The organism is Bradyrhizobium sediminis (assembly GCF_018736105.1).
GTDB lineage: Bacteria > Pseudomonadota > Alphaproteobacteria > Rhizobiales > Xanthobacteraceae > Bradyrhizobium.
The window spans coordinates 4,142,736-4,161,254 of record NZ_CP076135.1; the positions used below are offsets into that span (position 1 = coordinate 4,142,736).

Sequence of the window (18,519 nt, forward strand, 5' to 3'; positions counted from 1 at the left end):
AGACGCTACGCGAAGGCCTTAAACTTCGCATGGGCGGTCACTCGGCCGCAAGCGGCTTTGTCGCCTCCGCCTTGAGCTCAGCCCGGGTCTTGGGCTTAGCCTTAATTTTGAGGTCGTCGAAATCCTGCCTGTCGCGCACACTGTTGCGGAAGATCTGCTCCTTGCCGGGCAGATATTGCGGCGGACAGGCAACCTCTGCGCCATACCAAGCCGCGGCCTTCAGCGTAAACGAGGGGTCGATCAAATGCGGGCGGCCAAGCGCCACCAGATCGGCCCGCCCGGCGGCAAGGATGGTGTTGACCTGGTCTGACGTCGTGATGTTGCCGACGCACATGGTGGCGACGCGCGCCTCGTTGCGGACCTGTTCGGAGAACGGCGTCTGGAACATGCGGCCATAGACCGGCTGGGCGTCGCGCACGGTCTGGCCGGTGGACACATCCACCAGATCGACGCCGGCCTCGGCGAAGGCACGCGCGATATCGACCGCATCGTCGCCGGTGATGCCGCCCTCGGCCCAGTCGGTGGCGGAGATGCGTACCGACATCGGCTTGTGCGCCGGCCATACCGACCGCAGCGCCTCGAACACTTCCAGCGGAAAACGCAGGCGACCTTCGAGCGAGCCGCCATAGGCGTCGGTGCGCTGGTTGGTCAGCGGCGAAATGAAGCTCGCCAGCAGGTAGCCGTGGGCGCAATGCAGTTCGAGCATGTCGAATCCGCAAGCCTCCCCGCGCTCGGCAGCCTGAACGAACGCCGCCTTGACCGCATCCATCGCAGCGCGGTCCAGTTCGCGCGGCACCCGGCTGTCGGGAAAGTAGGGTAAAGGCGAGGCCGACACGATGTCCCAGCCGCCCTGTTCCAGTGGTCGGTCCATGCCGTCCCACATCAATTTGGTGGCGCCCTTGCGGCCGGCATGGCCAAGCTGGAGTGCGATTTTCGCCGCCGAATTGGCGTGGACGAAATCGACGATGCGCCGCCACGCGGCTTCCTGCTCGTCGTTCCAAAGCCCGGCGCAGCCCGGCGTGATCCGGGCGTCGCGGGAAACGCAGGTCATCTCGGTGAAGATCAGGCCGGCGCCGCCGACCGCGCGCGAGCCGTAATGCACCAGGTGGAAATCGCCGGGCACGCCCTCCCTGGCCGAATACATGCACATCGGCGACACCACCGCGCGGTTGGCAAGTTCCATTTCGCGCAGCCGCAATGGCTGGAACATCGGCGCCACCGGCTTGTCGGCGTCGACGTCGAAGCCCCGGGCGCGGACCTGCTTCGCAAAGGCCTTGTCGACCTCACTGACAAAATCCGGCGCCCGCAGCGTCAGATTGTCATAGGTGATCGCCTTGGCGCGGGTCATGACACCGAACGCGAACTGGACGGGATCGAAATCCCAGAACCGATCGACATGCTCGAACCAGACCAGCGACACGTCGGCGGCGTGCTGGATCTTCTCGACTTCCTCGCGTCGCCCCTCTTCGTACCGCTGCAGCGCAGCCTCGACCGTCGGCGCGCGATTCATGGCTTCCGCCAGCGCGATGGCGTCTTCCATCGCCAGCTTGGTCCCGGAACCGATCGAGAAATGCGCGGTCGCCTTGGCGTCACCGAGCAGCACCATATTGTCCTTGACCCAGCGCTTGCTGCGGATCATCGGAAAATTGCGCCACATCGAGCGGTTGATCAAAAGCGGATGACCTTCGAGGAACCAGCCGAAAATCTGCGCCATCCGATCGGCGGATTGTCTTTCGTCCAGCCCCTCGAGGCCGGCGCGCTTGAAGGTGGCGGGATCGGTCTCGAATATCCAGGTCGAGTGCCCCACTTCATACTGATAAGCGTGGGCGATAAACGGACCCCACTCGGTCTCCTGAAAGATGAAGGTGAAGGCATCGAGTGGCCGGGTCGAACCCATCCAGGCGAACTTGTTGGAGCGCAGATCCACCTCGGGCTGGAAATGCTCGATATATTTTTCGCGGAAGCGGCTGTTGATGCCGTCGGCCAGCACCACCAGATCGGCATCGGCAAAGCGCGCTTCGTCCTCGATATCGGCCTCGAACAGAACGGCGACGCCGAGTTCGCGCGCCCGCTCCTGCAGGATCAGCAGCAGCGTACGGCGCGAGCAGCCGCAGAACCCATTGCCGCCGACCCGGTGCACCGTGCCGCGGAAGTGCACGGCGATGTCGTCCCAATAGGCGAATTGCTCGGTGATGCGGCGATAGCTCGGGGCATCGCTTTTCTCGAAAGTGTCGAGAGTCGCGTCGGAGAACACCACGCCGAAACCGAAGGTGTCGTCGGCGCGGTTGCGCTCGTAGACAGTGATCTCCGCCTCCGGCCGCTGCTTCTTGAGCAGGATCGCGGAATAGAGACCTGCCGGTCCACCACCGATGATCGCGATCTTCATAGGAGCCTCCGGCCTAGCGGGACATGAAATTACTTTAAACCTAAAGCATTTTTCCCGCAAGCCCGTAGCGGCACCTCAATTGCCCTGGAATACCGGCTTCACCTTGTTCGAGAACGCCTCGAAGGCCCGGGCGAAATCCGCCGTGGTCATGCACAGCGCCTGTGCCACCGCCTCCGCCTCGATCGCCTCCTCCACCGACATCGCCCATTCCATCGCCAGCATGCGCTTGGTCATGGTGTTGCCGAAAGTCGGGCCCTCCGCGATCTGCCTTGCCAGCAATTGCGCCTGCGACAGCACCTGTTCCGGCGCAACGATACGGCTGAAGAAACCCCAACGCTCGCCCTCCTCCGCGGTCATGAAGCGGCCGGTATAGAGCAGCTCCGAGGCCCGCGACTGTCCGATGATGCGCGGCAGGATCGCGCAGGCGCCCATGTCGCAGCCGGCGAGCCCCACCTTGTTGAACAGGAACGCGACCTTGGCGCCGATGGCTGCGAGGCGGATGTCGGAGGCCATCGCGATGATCGCGCCGGCGCCGGCGCAGATGCCCTCGACCGCGGCGACGACCGGCTGCGGACAGGCCCGCATCGCCTTGACGAGATCGCCGGTCATGCGGGTGAAGGCGGTCAAGCCCTTGGTGTCCATCTTGACCAGCGGACCGATGATCTCGAACACGTCGCCGCCCGAGGAAAAATTGCCGCCGGCGCCGGTCACGACGATGGTCTTCACTTCATCGTCCATCGCACAGGCGCGGAAGAAATCCGTCAGCTCGCGATAGCTCTCGAACGTCAGCGGATTCTTGCGCTCGGGCCGGTTCAGCGTCACTGTCGCGACGCCGTCCGTCACCGCCAGCAGGAAATGTTTGGGCGAATACTGCGCCAGTGGCAGCGTGACGGGATTGGCCGGGGTGCTCATGGGATCTCCCTTGATGTTCTCTTATTGCTCATCGTCGTCATTGCGATGAGCTCTTGCGACGAAGCAATGACGGCTTAACCGAAGGCGCCTTTCGTCTCAAATCTCTCCGCCGGCCACCGCAATCGCCTGTCCGGTAACGGCGCTTGCTCCCTCGCCGCACAGCCAAACCACGGCGTCGGCGACTTCCGCAGGGGTGACGAGGCGGCCCTGCGGATTGTGCCTGGCCAGTTCGGCGATTGCCTGCTCGCGGCTGCGGCCGGTCTTCTGCATGATGTTGTCGATGCTGCCGGCGACGAGATCGGTGTCGGTGAAGCCGGGGCAAACCGCATTGACGGTCACACCGGTATTGGCCAGCTCCAGCGCCAGCGAGCGCACCAGCCCGACCACTGCATGCTTTGCGGCGCTGTAGGCGCTGACATAGGCGTATCCCTTCAGACCGGCGGTCGAGGCGACGGCAACGATCCGGCCATAGCTGCGGCCCTTCATCGAAGGCAACGCAGCCTGAACGGTGTGAACCACGCCCATGAAATTGACGTCCATCATCCGCCGAAACAGCGCCGCATCGGACTTTCCGAACGGCGCGGATTCGGCCCTGCCGGCGTTGGCAATCAGGATATCGATCGGCTGGCGACTGGCAGCTTGCGCAATCGCGGCGCCGACAGCCGCCTGATCCGCGACATCGGCGACGTCTGCAAAATGTGCAGCGCCGGCGGCAATGGCCTCATCCAGAACAGCGCGATTGCGGCCGAGTACCGTGACGGTTGCCCCGGCTCGCACCAGCGCGGAGGCGATCTCGCGACCGATACCTCGCCCGCCACCGGTAACCAGCGCATGCGAGGATTGCGGCAGTCCGGACATGCGCGGCCTCCCTGAACGGTTCATCGGCATCGAAACTTTCGTATATTTTAAACTTAAAGCTTTTGCAAGAAACCGGCGTGCGATAAGCTTGACAGAGCGGACCCTGCAGGTAGCGTCAGCCGGACTTGGAGAGGTCTGCTGGCATCGGCAGGTCCGACTTGGCGGAGGCCCGGCGTGCCCGATTCTGCAGCGATGAAAACCAGCGACGGCCGCTTCGGCTATGAGGCCGCGGGCGATCCCGCCCGAACTTCGCTGGTGTTTCTGCATGGAATCGGCGGCGCGGCGCGGGCGTGGCGGGGCCAGCTGAATTTTTTCGGCGATCGTTATCGCGCCATGGCCTGGGACATGCCCGGCTATGGCGGCTCGGCGCCGCTTCCGGCCGTCAGCATCGCCGCACTCGCGGACGCCTTGGCCGATTTCCTGCGGCAGGTCGGCGCTAAAAAGCCGATCCTGGTCGGGCATTCGATCGGCGGCATGATCGTTCAAGAATTGCTGGTGAAAGAGCCCGGCATCGCCGGCGCTGTGGTCCTTGCGCAGACCAGCCCGGCGTTCGGAAAACCCGATGGCGACTGGCAGAAATCGTTCCTGGAGGCGCGGCTCGGCCCGCTCGACCGCGGTGAAACCATGGTTTCGCTGGCGCCGACCCTGGTGAAGGAATTAGTCGGCGACGATCCCGACGAGACCGGCATGAAGCTCGCCCGCGACTGCATGGCCTCCGTTCCCGAGGCCACCTACCGCGCCACCATGCTGGCGCTGATGGGGTTCGACCAGCGCGCCGCGCTCAAGAATATCGCGGTGCCGACGCTGGTGCTGTCGGGCTCCAGGGACAAGAATGCGCCGGCGCCGATGATGGCGAAGATGGCGACCTATATTCCGTCGGCAAAATACGTCGAGCTCGAAGGCGTCGGGCACCTCGTCAATCTGGAGCGCCCCGGCGCCTTCAATGCCGCGCTGGATCGATTCCTGAAGGCCCATGTGGCAGCAACCCAAGTGACGGCATGATGACGGTACAGGCAAGCAAGAGCGTGGCGACCATGAACGGGATCGTACTGGATGCGCCGATCTTCGATCCCAATGCGTTTCGCCTCAACGACGAACAGGCCGAGATCATTGCGCGGGCGCGCCAGCTCGGCCAGAGCGTGCTCGCCGGCCGCGCCGCGGCCTACGATCGCGAGGCGAAATTCCCGACCGAGAATTACCGGGACCTGCATCGCACCGGCCTGCTCGGCGTCGCCATTCCCAAGAAGCACCGCGGCCTCGGCGCGGACTACCAGACCTATGCGCTGGCCGCCGCCGAGATCGGCCGCTATTGCGGCGCGACCGCGCTGACCTGGAACATGCACGTCTGCTCGACGCTGTGGTCCGGGCCGCTGGCCGACGACCTCGACATGGACGCCGCCACCCGCGACGAGCACGAGCGCCGCCGCGCGGTGCATTACAAGCGCATCGTCGACGATGGCGCGGTTTACTCGCAGCCGTTCTCGGAAGGCGGCGCGGCGGCGGCGGGCGGCGTCGCATTCGGCACCGAGGCCAAGCCGGTCAAGGGCGGCTGGATCGTCAACGGCAAGAAGATCTTCGCCTCGCTCGCGGGCCACGCCGACTACTACGGCGTGCTCTGCACCGAAGTCGCCGAAGGTGAGACGGCCTCCCGGCGCAACACGCTCTATCTCGCGATCCCCGCCAAGACCGACGGCGTATCGGTGGTCGGCGACTGGGATCCGCTCGGCATGCGCGGCACGGTATCGCGCACGCTGCTGTTCAAGGATGTGTTCGTGCCGGAGGATGCGGCGCTGATGCCGCGCGGCGTCTATTTCCAGGCGGCGATGCGCTGGCCGCACATGTTCCTGACGCTGTCGCCGACCTATATGGGCCTCGCGCAAGCCGCCTACGATTTCACCGTGCGCTACCTGCGTGGCGAGGTGCCGGGCACGCCGCCGGTCAAGCGGCGAATGTATCCGACCAAGCAGATCGCGGTCGCGCAGATGCAGATCAAGCTCGAGCAGATCAAGTCGATCTGGTTCCAGGCGATCACCGAGGCCGGGCCCAACCCGAGCAAGGAACAGGTGCTGCGCGCCTATGCCGCGCAATATTCCGCCATGGAAGGCGCCAACGAGATCGCGACCCTGGCGATCCGCACCTGCGGCGGCCAGGCGATGCTGAAGTCGCTGCCGCTGGAGCGAATCTATCGCGACAGCCGTTGCGGCGCGCTGATGCTGCCATGGACCGCCGAGCTCTGTCTCGACCGCATCGGCCGCGAGGCGCTGTACGAGGCCGGCGAGACGGACGACTAGTTCGAGATGGACCTTTCCGATCTCATCGAACGGAACGCGGCGTTCACGCCGGACAAGCCTGCGACCATTTTCGAGGGCGAGGTTCTGAGCTACGCGGCGTTTGGTACCCGCATCGCGCAGACCGCGCAGGCGCTGAAGGCCGAATACGGCGTCAGCCGCGGCGACCGCGTCGCGATCCTCAGCCAGAATCGGCCCGATTACCTCGTGCTGCTCTATGCCTGCGCGCGGCTCGGCGCCATGCTGGTGCCGCTGAACTGGCGGCTCGCGGTGGCCGAACAATTGTTCATCCTGTCGGATGCTTCGGTGAAGGTGCTGGTGCTGGAACGGGCCTTCGCGGAAGTCCTCCCCGCCCTGGAAACCAGCCTGCCCGAGGCCAGCATCGTCGGGCTCGATTTCGCGCCACTGCAGGGCAGCGCATTCGACGAGTTGCTGACCCGCGCCCGCGGCGATGGCCGCAATCCGCACACCGATCTCACCTGTCCGCTGCTGATCGTCTACACCTCCGGCACCACAGGCAGGCCCAAGGGCGCGGTGCTGCGGCAGGAGGCATTGCTGTGGAACGGAGTGATGAGCCAGCACATGCATGGCCTCACCTCCGATGATCATGTGCTCACCGTGCTGCCGTTCTTCCATGTCGGAGGCCTCAACATTCAGACCACGCCGGCGCTGCACCATGGCGCTACCGTGACCATTCATCCGCGCTTCACGCCGGATGCGACGCTCGCGACTATCGCGCGCGACCGGCCGACCCTGACGGTGCTGGTGCCCGCGACCATTCAGGCGGTAACCGAGCATCCCGGCTGGGCCACGACAGACCTGTCCTCGCTGAAGGCGATTTCGACCGGATCGACCATCGTGCCGCCGCATCTGATCGAGCGCTTCGTCGCGCGCGGAGTGCCAGTGCTGCAGGTCTATGGCTCGACCGAGACCTGCCCGGTCGCGGTCTATACCCGGCTCGGCGGCGATCTCTCGCGCATCGGCTCGACCGGCCTTCCCGGCCTGTGCTGCGAAGCCACCATCATCGACGACGATGGCGCCGAGCTGCCGCCGGGCACGCCGGGCGAAATCGCGGTGCGCGGCCCCAACGTGTTCTACGAATATTGGGGCAACCAGGAAGCCACCCGCGAGGCGCTGCGTGACGGCTGGTACCGCACCGGCGACATCGGGCTGCGCGACGCCGACGGCTATTTCTATGTCCACGACCGCAAGAAGAACATGATCATTTCCGGCGGCGAAAACGTCTATCCGGCGGAAGTCGAGCGCGTGCTGCTGGAACATCCCGACGTCGTCGAATGCGGCGTGATCGGCCGGCCCGATCCCAGATGGGACGAGGTGCCGGTCGCCTACGTGATCCGGCGCAAGGGATGTTCGGTCGAGGCGGAGGATCTCAAGGCGCATGTGCTGACTGAGCTCGCCCGCTTCAAGGTGCCGCGCGATATCGTTTTCGTCGACGACCTGCCGCGCACGGCTCTGGGCAAGGTGCAGCACTTCATGCTGCGCCGGCTCGACGCGCCGGAATCCTCGCAAGGAGAAGCCATTTGAAGATCGCAGTGCTCGGCGGCGGCAATGGTTCGTTCGCGGCCGCTGGCGATTTTGCCTTGCAGGGCAATGACGTCCGGCTGTGGCGGCGCGACGCGGCTGAGGTCGCGCAGCATCGCGCGACGGGCTCCCGCATCCTGCTCAAAGACATCAATGGCCGGCACGACGTGCAACTGGCGCTGGTCACCACCGACATCGCCGAGGCTATCCGCGGCGCCGAGCTGATCCTGTGTCCCGCCCCGGCCTTTGCCCAGTCCGATATCGCGCGGTTGATCGCGCCGCATCTCGCCGACGGCCAGGTGGTGTTCCTGCCGCCGGCCACCTTCGGCTCGATGATCTTTGCCAAGGCTGCGCACGACGCCGGCAATCGTGCCAACGTCAGCTTCGCCGAAACCGGCACGCTGCCCTGGCTGACCCGCAAGCACGGGCCGTTCGAAGTCGCCATCACCATCCGTGCCAAACGGCTGCCGGTCGGCGTATTCCCGCTCGATGCCGCGCCTCATGCGCTCGACGTGATCGGGCGGGCTTTTCCGGGCGTGATCGAACCCTGCGGCGACGCGCTGTCGGGCGCGCTGATGAATGCCGGGCCGATCATCCACCCGCCGCTGATCGTGATGAATGCGGGCCCGATCGAGCATTTCGAGCGCTGGGACATTCACAAGGAAGGCACGCAAGGATCGATCCGCCGGGTCACCGACGCGCTCGACGCCGAGCGCATCGCGGTGCGCGAAGGTCTTGGCTATGGCGCCCCGCATTTTCCGCTGGCGCATCATTACGCCAGCGAAGGCGAGCAATGGATGTACGGCCGCGGCTCGCACGACCGCCTGACCGATTCCGGCGACTGGCGCGAGCGGATCGTGCTCCGGGAGCATCGCTATATGCGCGAGGATCTGCATCTCGGTCTGTCGTTTCTGGTGTCGGTGGCCGGACTGGCCGGCGTCGCGACGCCGCTGGCAAGGGGCTTTCTGGCCATCGGCGGCGCGATCTGCGGCGAGGATTTTTCGGAAAGCGGACGCACGCTCGCAGCTCTCGGGCTCGGCCATCTCGATCGCGCCGCGCTGCAGACCCTGTTGCGCGAGGGCTTTGGCCGATGACCGGGCCTCGCGCCACCATCGCCTGCCTCGGCGCCGGCCGCATGGGCCGCGGCATCGCGGTGGCCTTCGCCTATGCCGGCCACGCCGTCACCATGATCGACGTCAAGGAGCGTTCCCCGGACGGCTTCGCGGCGCTCCAGGCCGAGGCGCTCGGCGAGATCAGGAAGACGCTGGCGAGCCTGGCGCGGTTCGGATTACTGGCCGAGCATGACGCCGACACCGTCATCGCCCGCGTCTCGGTGACGCCCGCGCGGGATATGCCTGCCGCGCTCGCCGGCGCCGGGATCGTCTTCGAGGGCGTGCCTGAAGTGGTCGACTTGAAGCGCGAGGTGCTGGCGGCGGCGTCGAAATGCGTCGGGCCTGACGTGGTCATCGCCTCGACCACCTCGACCATTCTGGTCGACGATCTCTCCGGCGCGGTCGAGAATCCCAACCGCTTCCTCAACGTGCACTGGCTCAACCCCGCCTATCTGATCCCGCTGGTCGAGATATCGCCGGGTGCTGCGACCGATCCGGATGTCACCGCACGGGTCAGGGCGCTGCTCGAAGGCATCGGCAAGGTGCCGGTGGTGTGCGCGGCCACGCCCGGATTCATCGTGCCGCGGATCCAGGCGCTCGCCATGAACGAGGCGGCGCGGATGGTCGAGGAAGGCGTCGCCAGCGCAGAGGATATCGACAAGGCGATCCGCTACGGCTTCGGTTTCCGCTATGCGGTGTTGGGTCTTCTGGAATTCATCGACTGGGGCGGCGGCGACATCCTCTATTACGCCAGCCGCTATCTCGAAGGCGCGCTGCACAGCGACCGCTACCGCGCGCCCGAAGTGATCTCGAACAACATGCGCGATGGCCGCATCGGCATGCGCACCGGCGCCGGCTTCCTCGATTATTCCGGCCTCGACGTCGATGCCTACCGCGAGAAGCGCCTCGCCGAGATGGTCGAACTGCTCAGGCATTTCGGGCTGGCCCGGCCGCCGGTGCTGGACGGCGAGTAGATTGGTTCATCGTCGTCACTGCGAACGCAGGGACCCATACGCCGCGTCGCTTGTTGTGCAGGGCGCTGTTGGACGGCTTTAGCCAAACGCCAGCACTCATGGTTATGGGTCCCTGCGTTCGCAGGGACGACGCGGAGTGTGTGGCTCGTTCGGAGTCTTGACGATTTACCCGAACACGTCCTGCAGCACGCCGTTGCGCACCACGGCGACGCCGTCGAGCTCGATGGTGGTTCCCATCATCGGCAGGTCGAAATGCCCCGAGGTGTAGCGTCCGGCGAATTCATTGGCGCCGGTAGAGAACAGGAAGTTGCCGGAAACCGCGCGCAGCTCGGTGCCGTTGGTGTCGCGCTGGTCGTACATGGTCAGCGCTTCGTAGCGCGCGCCGGGATTCATGCCCCATCCGACATGCGACACCGCATAAGCCTCGCGGTCGCCCCATGCCGCGAGGTAGGACCGCATCATCGCCGCATCGGTACCCTCGCCTTCGAGGTCGGTGACATAATCGTCCTTCAGCGTCATCTTGATCGGCGAGGTCAGGTAGCGCTTGAAGGTGAGATTGATGTCGCCGGGGGCCATCACGATCGTGCCGTTGACGGTCTTGCTCTTGGGAAAGCTGACGACGATGCCGCCGGGCCAGTGCGCCAGCGTGCCCGGCCGGTCGGTCCAGCCCCAGACGCCGGCGGTGGAGGCGCCGACCATATCGACGTCGAGCTCGGTGCCGGCCTTGGAAGTCACGCGCATGCGCTTGGTCCCGCGCAGCATTTTCACGGCCGCACGAACGCGCTTTTCCAGCGCGGTATCCGGCACCATGCGTTCAAGCGCCTCCGGGTGTTCATTGGATATGTTGAGAATGCGCGCGCCCGCTTTCAGGATTTCCGGCGTCTCCGCCGCGTGCATCAGCCCCTCGATGGTGCAGTCGACCACGAATCCGGCCTGCTGCAGCGCCGAGACCACCGGCCCGAGCTTCTGGATGGCAATGCTGGCGCCGGTCGAGCGGATCGGGACAGCTTCGCGGTTGCGCGGCGTCGGCACCACGATGTGAAACGGCTTGGCGCCCATCCGCAGCAGCGCCAGCTCGGCGAGGTGAATGTTGAGCGCGCGCGACTGCGTCTCAGACAGGATCGCCGCGGTGTCACCCGGCTTGACCGCGCAACGCTCGAAAATCTCGCAGAACGCGTCGATCCACTTCGCCTCTATGCGATCTGCGAACATATCCATCTCCACTTCAAGAATTGCATCACACTTCCGGAAAGCCGCGCAGCAGCCAGGACCGCAGGCCCTGCAGCAGGCCGTTGAGGATCAGTCCCAAGAGCGAGATCGTGATCAGCGGCACGAACATGTCGACCGCCTGGAAGGTCCGCGCCGCCGTCACCAGGAGATGGCCGAGGCCCTCGGTCGAGGTGATCATTTCGGCGAGAAACACCACAATGCAGGAAATCACAAGCCCTATGCGGCAACCGGTGAGGATCGAGGGCATCGCCGCCGGCAACACCACCTTGAGCAGGATCTGGCGGCGCGGTGTTCCCGCCGCCATTGCCGACCAGATCAGCTTCTGCTCCACCATCGAGGCGCCGTAATAGGTCGAGAGCAGGATCGGAAACAGCGCGTCCGCGGCGACCAGCGTGATCTTGGATTCATGGCCGAAGCCGAGCAGCAACAATAGCGCCGGATACAGCGCCACTTTGGGCAGCGGCGCCAGCACCCGCACGATCGGCCGCACCACGGCGTTGACGGCCGGGCTCGCGGCCGCGGCAAGGCCGATGCCGACGCCTGATATCACCGCGACGGAAAATCCCGCGAACAGCCGGAACAGGGTGGCGGCGATCTCGTGCTGGAAGGTGCCGGTGGCGAGCTGCTGCGCCAGCCGCATGAACACCTGACCGGGCGGCGGCAACAGCGTCACCGGCGCATAGCCGAACGATGAAATCGCCTGCCACAACGCGACCAGCAGCGCGATCGGCGCGATCCCTAACAGAACATCCGCGGTGAGCGCGCGCGCGTTCATGCAAAGCTCAAGGGTATGTCGAAGCCCGGCTCGGACCATTTGACCAGCCGGCTGCGCAGGTTTTCGAACGCGGCGTCGAGACCGATCCCCATCGCGCCGATGATGATGATCATGGCGTAGACGGTGTCGTATTGTCCCATGTCGAGCGAATTGAACAGGATGTTGCCGGCGCCGGACTGCCGCGCGATCATCTCGGAGGTGACCATAGTGATCAGCGCCAGCACCAGGCCGGTGCGGCATCCCGTGAGAATTTCCGGCAGCGCCGCCGGCAGCACGATCCGTATCATGCGCTGCGCCGCCGACAGCCCCATCGCGGCGCCCGACCACAGCATCTTTTCCTCGACCGCCTTGGCGCCCTGGAAGCTGTGATAGATCACGGGCAGGCTGACGCCCAGAAAGATCACCAGCATCTTGGCGAGATCGCCGACGCCGAGCCACAGCATGATGATCGGCATCAGCGCCGCCTTCGGCACCGGATAGGTGATCATCAGCAACGGATTGAAGAACGAGGCCACGGCGCGCGAGCGGCCCATCATCAATCCGAGCGGAACGGAGACGGCCAGCGCGACGGCGAAGGCAATCGCCATGCGGCGCAGCGAGTCGAGGATGTTGATCAGCGATTCCCTGTCGCCGAGGATCGAGGGCACCGCGCGAATCGCCTCGACCGCGGTCGGAAAGCTTTCAGTATTCAGGATCAGCGCGCCGACCTGCCAGATCCCGAGCAGGCCGAGGCAGGCGAGCAGCGGCGCCAGCCGCGAAACGATGCCGCGCACCGCGATCATGGCCGCAACTCGTCGGCGCCGGTGTCGTCGATCATGCGCTCGATATCGACCACGTATTTCTGGTAACGGGGATCGAGCAGCAGCTCGGAGCGGCGGCGCGGGCGCGGCAGGTCGATATCAACTGTTACCTTGATGCGCCCGGGCGAGCGCGTCATCACCACGACCTTGTCGGAAAGGAACACCGCCTCGTCGACCGAATGGGTGACGAACAGCACCGTCTTGCGGTCGCGCTCCCAGATGTTGAGCAGGTCATTCTGCAACCGCGTGCGGGTATGGGCATCGAGCGCGCCGAACGGCTCGTCCATCAAGAGCACCGCGGGGTGATAGGCGAGCGTGCGGGCCAGCGCGACGCGCTGCTTCATGCCACCGGACAATTCCTTCGGGTAGAAATGCTCATAGCCCTTGAGCCCGACCATCTCGATCAGCGCCCGGCTTTGCGCCTCGGCTTCCGCCGGCTTCACGCCCTGCTGGCGCGGGCCGTACATCACATTGCCGAGCACGCTCTTCCAGGGAAACAGCGCGAACTCCTGGAACACCGGTCCGCGATCGGGACCGGGCCCGGTGATCGCCTTGCCCTTCACCTTCGCCACGCCTGCGGTCGGATTGACGAAACCGCCGACGATATAGAGCAACGTCGACTTGCCGCAACCGGAGGGACCGAGGATCGAGACAAAGGAGCCATCCTCGATTGTCAGCGAAATATCCGACAACGCCAGATGGTCCTGGCGGCCGGAGGTGCGAAAAACCTGCGAGACACCATCGATCTCGATCATGGCGGAGGCCTGCCCGCGCGCCGGCGCCAGCTCAGTCCGAACATCCGGCCGCGATGGCACTACCTTCATTCCCGCATCTCTCGGCATAGGTCCGTCAAGCACGCCCGCCTTCCCCATTTCCTTCAGTCGAACCGAGCATAGCGGAACCCGGCCGGGCTTGGCGATGTCGATTTTGGCATCGCCGGCGCCGGCGTGCTGTTGCCGGAACTCCGTTGCCAGAACGCCGTCGCGTACGGCCATTCACCTCCTGAGCACCGCGCGCACCGGCGCCGCGTCAAGGCCGCTGAGCTTCAACGGCAGCGCGATCAACTCGTAGTCGCCGGGTGTCACGTCGGCCAGTACGAGATTCTCGACTATGCGAATATCGTGCCGCCGGCAAACCATGTGCGACGGGAGATCCTTCGAGGTCTCCGGATCGACGGACGGCACGTCCACGCCGATCAGCCGCGTCCCGCGAAGCGCCAGGCGCTCCAAGGTTTCCGGAGCCAGCGTGCGGAAACCCGTCGGCCAGGCCATTTGATCGCCCCTGTCCATCAATTTGAAAAGCAGCCGCGGCGGAGCACCGTCGAGGGCGGCGGCGATCTCCTCAAAGTGGCAGAACGGGTCATTGCCGCGGGCGTCGACAACCCTTGCCGGGCCGATGAAATCGCCGAGATCCAGCCCGTCGATGCTGGCGCCGGCGGGATCGTAGTGCAGCGGCGCATCGACATGCGCGCCGCAATGCGTCGACATCGCGATGCTGGCAACGTTGACCGGACAGTCCGGCCCGATCGTGAAGGTCTGGCTGACGGCGAAAGGCGCATCGCCGGGGAATACCCCCATGCCGACGCGCAGCGCCGGCGAGATGTCGATCAGCTCCTTCATAGTTGGGTCCTGGCCTGCCAGAGCTCCGGAAACAACACGACGTCCAGCATCTTGCGCAGGTAGGAGACACCCGAAGTGCCGCCGGTGCCACGCTTGAATCCGATCACCCGTTCGACGGTCGTAACGTGGTTGAAGCGCCAGCGGCGGAAATAGTCTTCGAAATCCACCAGCTTTTCAGCCAGTTCGTATAGTTCCCAGTACCGGGCCGGATCCCGATAGACCGTCAGCCACGCACTCAGGACGCTGTCGCTTGCGACATGCGATACCGAAACGTCGCGTTCGAGCACGGCCTTGTCGATGCCGAGGCCGCGCCGATCCAGGAGTTGTATGGTGAGATCGTAAATGCCCGGGGCCCGGCGGACGGCTTCGAGCCGATCGACAATAGCGTTGTCGTGCTGATGAACAGCGATCATCGCGGCATTCTTGTTGCCGACGAGAAACTCGATCATGCGGTATTGCCAGGACTGAAAGCCGGACGATTGCCCGAGCGATCCGCGAAATTCCGTGTACTCGCTGGGCGTCATGGTGCGAAGAACGTCCCAGGCGGAGTTGAGTTGCTCGAAGATGCGCGATACCCGCGACAATGTCTTGAAGGCCGGCTGCAGATCGTCCGCCGCAATCAACCGGCAAGTGGCGTTCAACTCGTGGATAGCGAGCTTCATCCAGAGCTCGGAGGTCTGGTGCTGGACGATGAACAGCATCTCGTCATGCGCGGCGGAAAGCGGCTGCTGCGCCTTCAGTATCCTGTCGAGCTGGAGGTAGTCGGAATACGACATTTCCCTGCGCTGGCTCATCGCGTCCGCGCCATTCGACGAGCCGACGATATCTTCAGGGCCAATGTCCTTTTCGGGCATGTCATGCCTGCCCTATCCCAGCTTCGCAAAACAACGGAGGTGCTTCGGCATCGACACCGACCTGCAGCGCTCGCGGACGATATTTTAAGCCTAAAAGGATAGACTTTTGCTGTCAATCGGGATTAGGCTTCGACGATGTCTTGTTAGGCTTCGAAGATGTCTTGCGCCTCGATGATTTCGCGCGATGCGTGCGTCGCGCGCGATTTGGTTGATCCGCTTCGCGGCTTCCGCGATCGTTTCGTCATTCCCGAAGGCGTCATCTACCTCGACGGCAATTCGCTCGGCCCGATGCCGCGAAATGCGGCAGCGGCGCTGAACCGCACCATCGAACAGGAATGGGGCCACGACCTCATCAGGAGCTGGAACAGCGCCGGGTGGTTCGACATGCCGGTCCAGCTCGGCGACCGCGTCGGGACACTGCTCGGGGCCGCTCCGGGGCAAACGCTGGTTTGCGACACCACGTCGATCAATCTCTACAAGGCGATCCATGCCGCCATCGGATTGCGGCCGGATCGCAACGTGGTGATCGCCGAGGCTGATTCCTTCCCGACCGACCTCTATATCGTCGAAGGCGCCATGAAGTCCGCGGGCCGCCCGATGCAGCGCCGGCTGATCGGCACGGATGGCCCGTCAGTCGAGGCGCTGCTGGACCGCGATGTCGCGGTCGCCGTGCTCTCGCATGTCAATTATCGCACCGGCGAGCTGCTCGACATGGCCGCCATTACCCGACAGCTTCACGACGCCGGCGCGCTGGTGGTGTGGGATCTCTGCCATTCGATCGGCGTGGTGGAGATCGCGTTCGACGGTCATGCAATCGATTTCGCGGTCGGCTGCACCTACAAATATCTGAACGGCGGTCCGGGATCTCCGGCCTTCATCGCGGTAGCAAAGACCCACCAGGCCACCGCGCAGCATCCGCTGTCGGGCTGGTGGGGTCATGCCGCCCCCTTCGCCTTCGATCGCAACTTCCGGCCTGATGCCGGCATCAAGCGATTCCTCTGCGGAACCCAGCCGATCATTTCAATGCGCGGCGTGGATGCGGCGCTCGATGCCATGGAGGGCGTCGAGGTCGCTGCCCTGCGGCAGAAGAGCCTCGCGCTCACCGAACTCTTCATGTCGCGGGTTGCGGAACTCCTGCCGGGCCTCGACATCGTGACGCCCCGCCAGGCATCGTTGCGCGGCAGTCAGGTCGGGATCGCCTTCGACAAGGGCTTTGCCGTCGTCCAGGCCATGATCGAGCGCGGCGTGATCGGCGATTTCCGGGCCCCCGATCTGATGCGCTTCGGCTTCGCGCCGCTTTACGTGCGATTCGTGGATGTCTGGGATGCGGCCGACATCCTGGCTTCGTGCATCGACGCAGAAGTCTGGCGCGATCCCCGCTACAATCAGGTTGCCGGCGTCACCTGAGGCGGCACGAAACCGAAAGCTGTCGTGTCAATCGAACCACGGCCATTCCGCCGCGCCATCATGGGTAACGGCGCCGCCGGGCGCCTGCCCGACCAGGCGCGCATATTTGGCGAGCGCGCCGGCGCGATGCCGCGGCGGCCGTGGCTGCCAGACCTGCCTCCGCCTCGCTAACTCGTTGTCGTCGATCAGGAGATCCATACGTCGCGCCGCGGCGTCGATCCGGATACGGTCGCCGTCGTGGACCAGCGCCAGCGGGCCGCCGATGAAGGCTTCCGGCGAGACATAGCCGATGCACATCCCGCGCGTCGCCCCGGAGAAGCGCCCGTCGGTGATCAGCGCGACCTTCTCGCCCATCCCCTGCCCGTAGATCAGCGCGGTGACGCCCAGCATCTCGCGCATGCCGGGCCCGCCGACCGGGCCTTCGTTGCGGATGACGAGAACCTCGCCCGCGGCGTACTTCCGGTTGCGCACGGCGGCGACGCATTGCTCCTCGTCCTCGAACACCCGCACAGTTCCCTCGAACACGAGATTCTTCAGACCGGCCACCTTGATGACGGCGCCGTCGGGGCAAAGATTGCCCTTCAGCACCGCGACGCCGCCGTCGGGCATGATCGATTTGCCGACACTGAAAATGATCTCGCCGTCCGGCGCATTGGCGCCGCCATACTCCTCCGCGATCGTCCTGCCGGTAATCGTCAGGCACGAGCCGTCGATGTGGCCGCTTTCGACCAGCGCGCGGATCACGACGGCGGCGCCGCCGATATCGTAGACGTCCTTGGCGGTATATTTGCCACCCGGGCGCAGATTGCCGATCAGCGGCGTGCGCGCAAACACCTCGCCGACATCGTCCAGCGAGAAGGCGATGCCGGCTTCGTTGGCCAACGCCGGCAGATGCAGCGCGGCGTTGGTGGAACCGCCGGTGGCGGCGACGATGGCGGCGCCGTTTTCCAGCGCCTTTCGGGTGACGATCTCGCGCGGCAGCGGTCCGCCGCGTTCCAGCATCTGCATCACCAGCCGCCCGGCCTGACGCGCCACCTGCGCCCGCTCGGCATAGACGCCGGGTATCATCGACACGTTGGGCATGGTCAGCCCCATCGCCTCGGACACCATCGCCATGGTGTTGGCGGTGAACTGGCCGGCGCAGGCGCCGATCGTCGGCAAACAACTCCGCTCGATGCCCTCGAGCGTCGCCGCATCGATCTCGCCGGTCATGAAGCCGCCGACCGCCTCGTAGGAATCCAGCACCGTGAGGGTCTTGCCTTCGAAGCGACCGGGCAGCGCGCTGCCGCCATAGATGAAGATCGACGGCACGTTGCAGCGGATCATTCCCATCATCACGCCGGGCAACGTCTTGTCGCAGCCGCCGAAGCCGATCAGGGCGTCGTAGGCGAGGCCGTGGACGACGGATTCGATCGAGTCGGCAATCAGCTCGCGCGACAGCAGCGAGAACTTCATGCCCTCATGGTTCATGCTGATGCCGTCGGATACCGAAATGGTGGCGAATTCGCGCGGCGTGCCACCGGCTTCCGCGATTCCCGCCTTGGCGGCATCGACCTGGAAATCGTGGGTCATGTTGCAGGGCGTCTGCTCGCCCTTCATGCTGACGACCCCGATCATCGGCTTCGCCAGCGCCGCGTCGTCGAGCCCCATCGCCCGCATGAAGGCGCGGTGGGGCGCACGATCGAGGCCGTCGGTCGTCACACGGGATCGCCACTTCTTCATGGATTACAGCTCTCCCTGCCGTCGTCCCGGCGAACGCGGA

16 protein-coding genes are annotated in these 18,519 nt (G+C 65.1%); 6 read left to right on the forward strand and 10 right to left on the reverse strand.

All coding sequences use genetic code 11. The features are described 5' to 3' along the window. Positions 1-37 precede the first annotated feature (37 nt). The 3 genes from KMZ68_RS19900 to KMZ68_RS19910 all read right to left on the reverse strand — a co-directional run bounded on the left by KMZ68_RS19900 (position 38) and on the right by KMZ68_RS19910 (position 4,156). On the reverse strand, positions 38-2,386 hold the full coding sequence (locus tag KMZ68_RS19900; protein ID WP_215612873.1) for a bifunctional salicylyl-CoA 5-hydroxylase/oxidoreductase: 2,349 nt from the start codon (positions 2,384-2,386) through the stop codon (positions 38-40). A gap of 75 nt (positions 2,387-2,461) precedes the next feature. Beyond that, on the reverse strand, positions 2,462-3,298 hold the full coding sequence (locus tag KMZ68_RS19905; protein WP_215612874.1) for an enoyl-CoA hydratase family protein: 837 nt from the start codon (positions 3,296-3,298) through the stop codon (positions 2,462-2,464). Positions 3,299-3,394: 96 nt separating this feature from the next. Beyond that, complete coding sequence (locus KMZ68_RS19910; RefSeq protein ID WP_215612875.1) at positions 3,395-4,156, reverse strand: SDR family NAD(P)-dependent oxidoreductase; 762 nt, start codon at positions 4,154-4,156, stop codon at positions 3,395-3,397. 192 nt (positions 4,157-4,348) lie between these two features. On the opposite strand from KMZ68_RS19910, the gene KMZ68_RS19915 reads away from it, so the two are divergent. The 5 genes from KMZ68_RS19915 to KMZ68_RS19935 are packed head-to-tail and all read left to right on the forward strand — an operon-like array spanning position 4,349 to position 10,072. After that, positions 4,349-5,158 carry an alpha/beta fold hydrolase gene (locus KMZ68_RS19915; protein ID WP_371741481.1) on the forward strand — a complete coding sequence of 270 codons (810 nt, stop codon included), beginning with the start codon at positions 4,349-4,351 and terminating at the stop codon, positions 5,156-5,158. Beyond that, the gene (locus KMZ68_RS19920; protein ID WP_215612877.1) at positions 5,158-6,447 is read left to right on the forward strand and encodes an acyl-CoA dehydrogenase family protein; all 1,290 of its coding nucleotides are present in this window, start codon (positions 5,158-5,160) and stop codon (positions 6,445-6,447) included. Before KMZ68_RS19915 ends, KMZ68_RS19920 begins: the two co-directional genes overlap by 1 nt. Before the next feature lie 6 nt (positions 6,448-6,453). Further along, positions 6,454-7,989: a class I adenylate-forming enzyme family protein gene (locus tag KMZ68_RS19925; RefSeq protein ID WP_215612878.1), complete on the forward strand. Its 1,536-nt coding sequence runs from the start codon at positions 6,454-6,456 to the stop codon at positions 7,987-7,989. Further along, on the forward strand, positions 7,986-9,080 hold the full coding sequence (locus tag KMZ68_RS19930) for an NAD/NADP-dependent octopine/nopaline dehydrogenase family protein (RefSeq protein WP_215612879.1): 1,095 nt from the start codon (positions 7,986-7,988) through the stop codon (positions 9,078-9,080). The genes KMZ68_RS19925 and KMZ68_RS19930 overlap by 4 nt, the downstream gene beginning before the upstream one ends. Before the next feature lie 41 nt (positions 9,081-9,121). Then, positions 9,122-10,072: a 3-hydroxybutyryl-CoA dehydrogenase gene (locus tag KMZ68_RS19935; RefSeq protein ID WP_371741482.1), complete on the forward strand. Its 951-nt coding sequence runs from the start codon at positions 9,122-9,124 to the stop codon at positions 10,070-10,072. Positions 10,073-10,237: 165 nt separating this feature from the next. Here KMZ68_RS19935 and KMZ68_RS19940 read toward each other — a convergent pair whose 3' ends face one another. The 6 genes from KMZ68_RS19940 to kynA form a co-directional block, all read right to left on the reverse strand. Beyond that, entirely contained in the window at positions 10,238-11,284 is a 1,047-nt protein-coding gene (locus KMZ68_RS19940) for a peptidase M29 (protein WP_215612881.1), read from the reverse strand. A gap of 25 nt (positions 11,285-11,309) precedes the next feature. After that, positions 11,310-12,077 carry an ABC transporter permease gene (locus KMZ68_RS19945; protein ID WP_215612882.1) on the reverse strand — a complete coding sequence of 256 codons (768 nt, stop codon included), beginning with the start codon at positions 12,075-12,077 and terminating at the stop codon, positions 11,310-11,312. Then, entirely contained in the window at positions 12,074-12,859 is a 786-nt protein-coding gene (locus KMZ68_RS19950; RefSeq protein ID WP_215612883.1) for an ABC transporter permease, read from the reverse strand. The genes KMZ68_RS19945 and KMZ68_RS19950 overlap by 4 nt, the downstream gene beginning before the upstream one ends. Beyond that, complete coding sequence (locus KMZ68_RS19955; protein ID WP_215612884.1) at positions 12,856-13,701, reverse strand: ABC transporter ATP-binding protein; 846 nt, start codon at positions 13,699-13,701, stop codon at positions 12,856-12,858. The genes KMZ68_RS19950 and KMZ68_RS19955 overlap by 4 nt, the downstream gene beginning before the upstream one ends. Before the next feature lie 171 nt (positions 13,702-13,872). Then, positions 13,873-14,496 (reverse strand): arylformamidase, encoded by a 624-nt coding sequence (kynB, locus tag KMZ68_RS19960; RefSeq protein WP_215612885.1) that lies wholly within the window; start codon positions 14,494-14,496, stop codon positions 13,873-13,875. After that, on the reverse strand, positions 14,493-15,350 hold the full coding sequence (kynA, locus tag KMZ68_RS19965) for a tryptophan 2,3-dioxygenase (protein WP_215612886.1): 858 nt from the start codon (positions 15,348-15,350) through the stop codon (positions 14,493-14,495). The genes kynB and kynA overlap by 4 nt, the downstream gene beginning before the upstream one ends. Positions 15,351-15,554: 204 nt before the next feature. On the opposite strand from kynA, the gene kynU reads away from it, so the two are divergent. Further along, on the forward strand, positions 15,555-16,757 hold the full coding sequence (gene kynU / locus KMZ68_RS19970; RefSeq protein WP_249779423.1) for a kynureninase: 1,203 nt from the start codon (positions 15,555-15,557) through the stop codon (positions 16,755-16,757). 27 nt (positions 16,758-16,784) lie between these two features. On the opposite strand, the gene ilvD is transcribed toward kynU, so the two are convergent. Continuing rightward, positions 16,785-18,479 carry a dihydroxy-acid dehydratase gene (ilvD, locus tag KMZ68_RS19975; protein ID WP_215612888.1) on the reverse strand — a complete coding sequence of 565 codons (1,695 nt, stop codon included), beginning with the start codon at positions 18,477-18,479 and terminating at the stop codon, positions 16,785-16,787. Between the last annotated feature and the right edge of the window lie 40 nt (positions 18,480-18,519).

Bases quoted from the DNA above. Each gene is read 5' to 3' on its own strand.
- KMZ68_RS19900 (WP_215612873.1), bottom strand. From the start codon at position 2,386: ATGAAGATCGCGATCATCGGTGGTGGACCGGCAGGTCTCTATTCCGCG.
- KMZ68_RS19905 (WP_215612874.1), bottom strand. From the start codon at position 3,298: ATGAGCACCCCGGCCAATCCCGTCACGCTGCCACTGGCGCAGTATTCG.
- KMZ68_RS19910 (WP_215612875.1), bottom strand. From the start codon at position 4,156: ATGTCCGGACTGCCGCAATCCTCGCATGCGCTGGTTACCGGTGGCGGG.
- KMZ68_RS19915 (WP_371741481.1), top strand. From the start codon at position 4,349: ATGAAAACCAGCGACGGCCGCTTCGGCTATGAGGCCGCGGGCGATCCC.
- KMZ68_RS19920 (WP_215612877.1), top strand. From the start codon at position 5,158: ATGACGGTACAGGCAAGCAAGAGCGTGGCGACCATGAACGGGATCGTA.
- KMZ68_RS19925 (WP_215612878.1), top strand. From the start codon at position 6,454: ATGGACCTTTCCGATCTCATCGAACGGAACGCGGCGTTCACGCCGGAC.
- KMZ68_RS19935 (WP_371741482.1), top strand. From the start codon at position 9,122: ATGGGCCGCGGCATCGCGGTGGCCTTCGCCTATGCCGGCCACGCCGTC.
- KMZ68_RS19940 (WP_215612881.1), bottom strand. From the start codon at position 11,284: ATGTTCGCAGATCGCATAGAGGCGAAGTGGATCGACGCGTTCTGCGAG.
- KMZ68_RS19945 (WP_215612882.1), bottom strand. From the start codon at position 12,077: ATGAACGCGCGCGCGCTCACCGCGGATGTTCTGTTAGGGATCGCGCCG.
- KMZ68_RS19950 (WP_215612883.1), bottom strand. From the start codon at position 12,859: ATGATCGCGGTGCGCGGCATCGTTTCGCGGCTGGCGCCGCTGCTCGCC.
- KMZ68_RS19955 (WP_215612884.1), bottom strand. From the start codon at position 13,701: ATGAAGGTAGTGCCATCGCGGCCGGATGTTCGGACTGAGCTGGCGCCG.
- kynB (WP_215612885.1), bottom strand. From the start codon at position 14,496: ATGAAGGAGCTGATCGACATCTCGCCGGCGCTGCGCGTCGGCATGGGG.
- kynA (WP_215612886.1), bottom strand. From the start codon at position 15,350: ATGCCCGAAAAGGACATTGGCCCTGAAGATATCGTCGGCTCGTCGAAT.
- ilvD (WP_215612888.1), bottom strand. From the start codon at position 18,479: ATGAAGAAGTGGCGATCCCGTGTGACGACCGACGGCCTCGATCGTGCG.